The organism is Aeromicrobium sp., assembly GCF_032084975.1.
In the GTDB taxonomy this organism is placed as follows: Bacteria; Actinomycetota; Actinomycetes; order Propionibacteriales; family Nocardioidaceae; genus Aeromicrobium.
Map to the genome: position 1 here is coordinate 1 of NZ_DAMDLR010000101.1, position 7,691 is coordinate 7,691.

4 protein-coding genes are annotated in these 7,691 nt (G+C 72.4%); 1 reads left to right on the forward strand and 3 read right to left on the reverse strand.

Annotated elements, in window-relative coordinates:
- From RT323_RS15220 to RT323_RS15230, 3 genes are all read right to left on the reverse strand, one after another.
- The coding region (locus RT323_RS15220; protein ID WP_313409957.1) for a CDP-glycerol glycerophosphotransferase family protein at positions 1 to 1,677 on the reverse strand (1,677 nt) is incomplete at its 3' end.
- 140 nt (positions 1,678 to 1,817) lie between these two features.
- Positions 1,818 to 3,584: a glycosyltransferase gene (locus RT323_RS15225; RefSeq protein WP_313409959.1), complete on the reverse strand. Its 1,767-nt coding sequence runs from the start codon at positions 3,582 to 3,584 to the stop codon at positions 1,818 to 1,820.
- Entirely contained in the window at positions 3,581 to 5,812 is a 2,232-nt protein-coding gene (locus RT323_RS15230) for a CDP-glycerol glycerophosphotransferase family protein (protein ID WP_313409961.1), read from the reverse strand. The genes RT323_RS15225 and RT323_RS15230 overlap by 4 nt, the downstream gene beginning before the upstream one ends.
- 56 nt (positions 5,813 to 5,868) lie before the next feature.
- Here RT323_RS15230 and RT323_RS15235 point away from each other — a divergent pair, with 56 nt between their 5' ends.
- Complete coding sequence (locus RT323_RS15235) at positions 5,869 to 7,608, forward strand: glycosyltransferase (RefSeq protein WP_313409963.1); 1,740 nt, start codon at positions 5,869 to 5,871, stop codon at positions 7,606 to 7,608.
- Positions 7,609 to 7,691: the final 83 nt, after the last annotated feature.

The following is a 7,691-nucleotide window of genomic DNA, read 5'->3' on the forward strand; positions in this document are numbered from 1 at the left end:
ATCGCGCGCGGCGTCGCGCCACGTGGGCGCGTAGAGCACGACGAGCTCGTCCCCCAGGCCGAGCGCCTCCCGGGTGCGCTCGCGCAGCCGGCCGTCGTCCGTCGCCAGGGCGTCGTTGCGGGGGTAGCCCTCGATCACGGTGCGCCCCTCGAAGCCGAACGCCCGCGGGAGGACCTCGCCGGCGAACGCGTTCTGGGCGAGCAGCACCTCCCACGCGGCGACCTCGCGGGCCATCGCGGCGGTGTAGCCGGCCGAGAACCGCGGGCGGGCGACGTCGCGGGCGATCCGCTTGAGTGGGGTGCCGTGCCACGTCTGCAGGTATCGCTGGCCCTCACGGAAGCGGACGTAGTGCGGGAACTCGGCATTGTTGACGAGGTAGCGCGCGTGGACGAAGGCCTCGTGCCACTCGCGCGAGTGCAGCAGGACGGGTCGCATGCCCTCGGGCACCGCGACGGAGTGGTCGGTGACGCACCAGTCGACGGGGATCCCGCGGTCGACCAGCCGGCGCGCCACGGGCGCCACGCTGTCCCCGGCACCGCTGCCGCCGAAGCACATGACGACGGCTCGCTCGCGCAATGGACCCGCCTGTTCACGGACCTCGTCGAGGAGCCGGCGCTGGCGGCGGCGGCCTCGCTGCTCGACGGGGATCGGGTTGCGGACGACCAGGGACACGTCGGACTCTCCCGGCGACCAGCCCCGCAGCGTCACCAGCAGGTCGACGAGGTCGATCGCGCGCTCCGCGAGCGGCCGGGTCAGCACCTCGGGATCGGCGAGGTCCAACGGCACGCCCGACGTGACGGCGTACCGCGCGGCGGGGATCGTGGCGATCGTGCCGAACCGGTGGGCGAGGGCGTCCAGGACGAGGGGCGCGGGCCCGCCGGACCACTCCTCGGTGAACGAGGCGACGCGCACGTCGATGCCCTCGGCCAGCAGCTCGACGCCGGCCTCGGTCGGCCGGACCGCGACAGTAGCGGTCGACTCGTCCAGCGCCGGAACCGTGATCTCGCTCGTGCGGACGACGCCGTCGGACTCGACGGTGACGGTCAACGTGATCGGCTCGCGGCGGTCGGCGTCGATCCGGGCCCACCACGAGGCGTGGGTCTGGTCGGCCCAGCGCTCGCCGCTCTCGGTGTCGGCAGCGGGGTCCGGCCGCATCGTGACCTCGGGGACCAGGGCACCGTTGGCCGTGACCGCGACGAGTCGCACGGTGTCGAACTCGGGGTCGAACGCCAGGCCCGAGACGAACGACGTGCCGGCGACGTACACCGGCGAGGACCCGGCGACCTCGATCACCACCCGCGCGACCAGGTCGTGCTCCTGCGCTTCGAAGAGCCAGTCGGGTGCATCGACCGGCTCGCCCAGATCGATGCGGTGCGTCCCGCGCGCGACCAGGAACGAGGGTCCGTGAACGGTGCGGGACTCGGCGAGGCGATCGACGGTCTCGCGGTCGTCGACCGCGGCGGCGTGGAGCGCGACCCGGTCCCGGACCGGGAGGTCCCACCAGTCGCCGTGGTCCCACCCGGCGGCACCCGCCGAGGCCTCGGCGACGAGCTGACGCCACCCGTCGTCGTCGAGCCGGAACGCCGTGCGCACCCGCTTGGCCAGGGCGTGCGGGGACGGCGCGTCGCCGTCGCCGTGACGGCGCAGCCGCTGCATCATCCTGCGCACGAGGTCCACGCGGTCAACCTATCCGTGATCGGCTTCCTCGGCCCGAGCGGACGGCTCTCCCTCCTCCACTTTTGGCAACGCATCCACGCGCGCGGGTCCGAGCGGGGTGGATCCGCGACCAAAAGTGCGCGGGCGCGGGCGGGACGGGCTCAGCCGTGGTCGCGCTGCCACCAGAAGGTCAGCTGCTCGCGCGGGACCGCCGGCTGCACCACGACCTTCAACCGTCGCGGTCCGGCCAAGGCCAGGTACCCCCGGCGGTCGGCCAGCTCGAAGTCCCACGGCAGCTGCAGCGCCAAGGACTGGTCGACGAGACCGTGGACCTCGTGCTCGCCCACGTCAGCCGGGATCTGCACCTGATCAGGATCCACCAGGTCGCCCTTCCAGGGCTTCGCCTCGCCCCAGTCGAGCTCCCACGGTTCCTCGTGCGGCAGCACGAGGTTCCCGAAACCTTGGGGGACAGCAGCCGATCCCATCGGATCGATGCGGGTCACCCGCTCACGGCGGGCGCGGCCACGGTGAGTGACCTCGACGATGAGCTGGGAATTGTCCACGTCGTCCAGATCGGGTAACACGAGCGACAGGTCCCAGACGCTGTCCTCGTTGCTGCGCCGGGTCGTGCGGACTCGGTGCCCGATGAACTCCTCCGCGGGCGTGACGGTGAACTCGCGCTCCCAGCCCGTGATGTCGCGCAGCCACGCGCGGCAGGTGGGCTGCCCGCCGTCCACATGGCGCAGCCAGGCCGCCACCGTGAGCCGCAGGCCGTCTTCGTCCAGTCGCGCGCGAAGTACGGTCGCGTCCAGGGGCGTCTGGCGCTCGGACAGGACGCGCGCGTCGTCCGGCACGTCGGGATCACCGGCGAACGGGAAGACCAGGGCCGGCTGCCCGTCGACCTCGTCCGAGCGCAGCGAGGGCAGGTCGAACCCGCCGCGCTCCACGAAGACCTGGACGTCCGGGGCACGCCCGGCCCGCAGCAGGGCGTAGACGACGCGCGCCTCGGCGGGCGCCTGCGCCAGCTGGAGATCCGGCTCGCCCAGCAGATCGAGCGCGCCACGGAACAGACGCTCGCGGTAGCCCTCGTCGGTCACCTTCGTGAGGGTCCGCAGGTACCGCGGCACGTCGTTCGACAGCACCTGGGACGCACGGGCAGCGCGGGCGCCGGGGACCGCGGTCAGAGCATCGAGGCTGAGTGCGATCGCCTCGAAGAAGGCGCCGATCGACCGTTCCGTGGCCTCCCGGGTGATCGAGCCGGGACGGATGCGCCAGGAGTATGCGAACGAGCTCACCAGGTCGACGTGGTGGGCGGCGGCGAAGGCACGCGCCGTGACCTCCTGGTCCTCGTAGAGGACACCCTCGCGGAAGCCGAGCTGCGCGCGGCCCCAGAACGAGCGCCGGTAGACCTTCGACCAGGCGGTCGCCTGCGCCAGCAGCTCGGGATGCTCGTGCGCGACGACGGTGCGTACGCGCTCGTCGTTGGCGTAGAGGTCGGCGACCCACGGTGGCGAGGGCTCGGAGCCACCTGCGTCCCGGAACTGCGCGTACGGCAACAGTGCGTAGTCCGACCCCGTCCGCTCCAGGGTCTCGACCGCGAGCACGACCGACTCGACGCAGATGCGATCGTCGGAGTCGACGAAGGTCAGGTACGGCGCGGTGGCGTGTTCGATACCCGTCATCCTCGCGGCGCTCAGGCCGCCGTTCGGGCGCGTCACGACCTTCACACGCGGGTCGCGTCGGGCGTACCTGCGCGCGATCCTCTCGCTGCGGTCGGGCGAGCCGTCATCCACGACGATCACCTCGAGCGGCGCGTCGGACGCGGCCAGGATCGAGTCCAGGCACTGCGCCAGGTACTCCTGGACGTTGTAGACCGGCACGATCACGCTCAGCACCGGCTCGGGGGCGGACCTGCGGAGCAGCCTCACGCGTCCCAGTCCATCAGTCCGTCGACGACCCGCTGGGCGGCTCGACCGTCGTGGAAGCGGTTGAAGCGCTCGTTGAACGCGAGGTACTCCTCGGCGCGCTCGGCCGCCCACGAGAGGTCACGCACGAGGCCCGGCAGCTCAGCGGCGTCCCTCACGATCGGGCCGGGTGCCGACCCGGCGAAGTCGAACAGGAACCCGCGCAGCTCCTGCTCGTACCGGTCGAGGTCGGGCACGAAGAAGATCATCGGCTTGCCCGTGATCGCGTAGTCGAACCGCAGCGACGAGTAGTCCAGGATCGCGACGTCGGACGCCAGCACCAGATCGTTGATCTCGGGATGGTCCGTGACGTCGACGACCCCTCCCCCGCTGCCGTGGCGCTGGTCCGAGCGGGCGACCGAGTGGTGGCTGCGCTGCAGCACGACGACGTCGTCGCCCAGGTCCCGGGCCAGCGCGCGCACGTCGAGCAGGCCCGGGTCGGCCGAGGTGTTGTCCCCCCGGGACAGGTCCTCGCGCCACGTCGTGGCGTGCAGGACGACGGTCTGGTCGTCACGGATGCCGAGCCGGCGGCGGGTCGCCCACCGGACCTCGTCCGCGTCGTCGGCCAGCAGCCCGTCGGTCCGCGGGAGCCCTCGGTCGAAAGCGGGCCCGTCCCAGTCGTAGGCGTCGCGGTAGAACTGGGCTGCCTCCGGGTAGGGCAGTGAGACGACGCTCCAGAATGCCGACCGGCGCTCGGTCGCCTCGTACTCGGCTCGCCACGGCGCCATCCGCCGAGCGAAGTCGGCGCGGCCCATCTGCTTGAACGGCTGACCGTGGAACGTCTGCAGATAGACCTGTCCCGGGCGCAGCCGCGTGTAGGAGCCGACCTCGGTGTTCTTCACGATGTACCTGGAGCCGGCGAGGGCGGCGTACCACTCGCGACTGCCCGCGATGAGCCGCTTCGCTCCCTCGGGCAGCGGCACCGAGTGGTCGACGGTCCCCCAGTAGAGGCGCAGGCCCGGATCGCGTCGCCGCAGCTCGCGGTGGATCGCCGCCTGGCTGTCGGTCGCGACCTCGGCCCAGTAGCACTGCAACAGGACGGCGCGCGGGTCGACGGCCGTCTCGAGTGCGGCGTAGGCCTCGCGCAGGTCGCGCTGACCGTACATCGTGTTCTCGTCGGGACGGCGGGGCTTGATGAGGCGCAGGCCCACCTCGGTCGTGTGGCCCACGAGGGAACCGTCGGCCACGTCCACAGGCCACCCGACGATCTCGGCGGCGAGGGGGACGGGACGCCCGTCATCCACCACGACGTAGTCGCCGCCGGGCAGGGGGTGCTCACCGCGTCCCCAGCGGTCGACAGTGCCGGGGAAGACCGCCCGGAAGCTGGAGCCGAGCTGGGCGAACTCCGTCGCGGCGAGGGTGACGGCGGCCGACTGCAGCGACGGGGCGCTCGTCAGGCCTCGGCCCCGGACGACGACCGTGCCGCGCTCGAGCGAGATCGCGTCGACGGCGGGGCCGATCGGGTCGGCGGGCGCCTCCAGGTCGAGGCGTCCGGTGACCGTACGCCCCGCGAGGCTGACCTCGAGCTCGATCTCGACGGCCTGCTCGGGACCCAGCCGCGCCAGGGGCAGGTCGATCGACCAGGTGCTGCGATCGTAGGTCTCGCGCCACTGGGCCGGCCCACCCCGGTGTCCCGACGTCTCGCCGACCCAGGTGGCGGTGACCCCGGGCGTCAGCACGGTCAGGTCGGGAACCGCGCCGTCGGCATCGATGTGGGCGAACCCGGCGCGGATGACGGCCTCGAAGCGGTCGCCGTCGACGCGCGACCGGACCACCTCGCCGGAGAACCGCGTCTCGGAGTCCGCCAGCACGAAGGCTTCGCGGGGAATGGACGGATCGTCCCAGCCGGGCAGGTGCACGACGGGCTCACCCTCGTGCAGGCCCGCACGGTGGTGGCGCACGTCCAGCAGCAGCCGGTTGATCGCCGCGTGCAGGGCGTCGAGGTCGTCCCTCTCGAGGTGGTGCAGGGCGACCTTGGCCCACGACGGCAGCCGGTGCACGAGCTCGGTGCGGTCGACCCCGTCGAGCATCTGGGGCAGCAGCTCGCGCAGCCGCGCCTCGGTGGAGCCGTCGACGTCCTTCGGCAGCTTGCGCACGAGCGGCGCGAAGGCGCGCACGAACTCGTCGGTGGGCGTCGCCGGACCCGTTGCGAGGTCCCGCACGCGCCGCGCGAGCGACCGCAGCCTGCCCATGTCACCCACACCTTCGCCGAACATCCCGGACGGCGTCGATGCTATACGCTCGCCGCGTGTCGCCATCTGCTGCTGCCCCGGGCGCGCCGGACGCGAGGTTCCCCAGCGGCACCTGGTTCTCGGTCGTCGGGAACGTGCGGTTGGGCGCCGGTGGTCAGACCCGCATGGTGCTGCTGCGCCATCGGCTCTTCCTCGCCGCGGGCGTCGACCTGCCGATCGTCACCTACAACCCGGTGCCGTCGTACGAGCCGATCCGCGCGGGGCTGCTCGCCGAGGGGCTCCTGGTCCCGGACAGCCGGATGGTCAACCTGCACGAGGACCTGCGCGAGCGCGACCTGTCGGCGCTGCCGGAGATCACCGACCCGGCGACGGCCCTTCCCCCGTCGACGGGGAGCGCCTACGAGTCGGCGCTCGAGGTGCACGACATCATCGAGGACGTCGAGGACGGGTACGTCTGGCGCGTGCGACACCTGGACGCGGACGGCACCGAGACGACCTGGGAGTACCTGCGTCCCGACGGCAGCACCTACGCGTTCACCCCCGCGGACGTGATGGAGGGCGACACCCGGGTGCTCGACCACGACGGGCGCACCGTCATGGCCGGGGACGGGCTCGGCGACCTGTGGCGGTGGTGGACGCGACAGCTGGTGCCTGCCGACGGACCTGTGTTCCTGGTCAGCGACAGCCGGTACGTCGCGGAGGAGCTGGGCCTGCTCGACGATCCTCGGATCGTGCTGATGCACCAGATGCACAACCCCCACCTGCGCGGTGAGCGCCGCTGGGACTCCGCATTCGAGCCGTCGTACGCCTCGTCGCTGGAGCACCTGGACCGCCTGGACGCCCTCAACACCTTGACCGAGCGGCAGCGTCGCGACCTGAGACTGCGGTTCGGAGACCTTCCCCAGCTCCACGTCGTCGCCAACCCGGTGGAGGCGGTGGACGTGCCGAGCCCGGCTCCTGTTCGAGTGCCCGGCCGCATCGTCGTGATCGCCCGTCTGCACCCGCAGAAGCAGCTCGACCGCGCCATCGATGCTTTCGCGCTCGTGGCACCGCGCCATCCGACTGCGACCCTCGAGATCTACGGCGACGGCGACGAGGAGGAGCGCCTGCGTGCCCGAGCCCGCGAGCGCGGTGTCGCCGACCGCGTCGTCTTCCACGGACACGTGTCCGACGCGGCCGAACGGCTCTGGGAGGCCGACCTCGCGTGGTTGACCAGCCGGTTCGAGGGCTACGGCCTGTTCATCCTCGAGGCGCGGATGCGCGAGTGCCCGGTGCTGGCGTTCGACGTGCCGTACGGTCCGGCCGAGCAGATCAACTCGGGAGTGGACGGGATCCTGGTGCCCGCCGGGGACGCGGCGCGGCTCGCCCATGCCACCCTCGAGCTGCTGGCTGACCGCGAACGCCTCGAGGCGATGCGACCCCGCGCCCGCGCGGGGGCCATCGCCCACGGCCACGAGGGCTTCCTCGCCGACTGGGCAGAGGTGGCGCGCGAAGCACTTCGCCGCAAGGCGTCACGGGTGCACCTGCGCCAGGTGACGGCCCGGGTGCGCGGACGCATCGCCGAGGTCACCGTCCACGGCGACGGCGATCCCGCTGACATCGTGCTGCGCTGGCAGGCCTGGCACCCGGGCGACGACGCGCCGACCGACTTGGCCACCGAGCTCGACCGATCCGGGAACCGCTTCGTCGTTCGTGCTGCACGCGCGCCGCGCGGGACGCGGCAGCGATTGCTGCTGACGTGGCACAACGCCACGTGGCAGCAGGCGGTCGAGTCGCGACGCCGCTGGCTCCGCTGACCCGCCCCCTCAGTCTTCGAGTTCGGCCAGGCGTTCGTGGGCGTCGGTGTGGTGGTGGGTGTCGGTGCCGGCGGTGCGGTGGA

Coding starts and splice junctions, on each gene's coding strand:
- RT323_RS15230 (WP_313409961.1), bottom strand. CDS start 5,812: ATGGGCAGGCTGCGGTCGCTCGCGCGGCGCGTGCGGGACCTCGCAACG.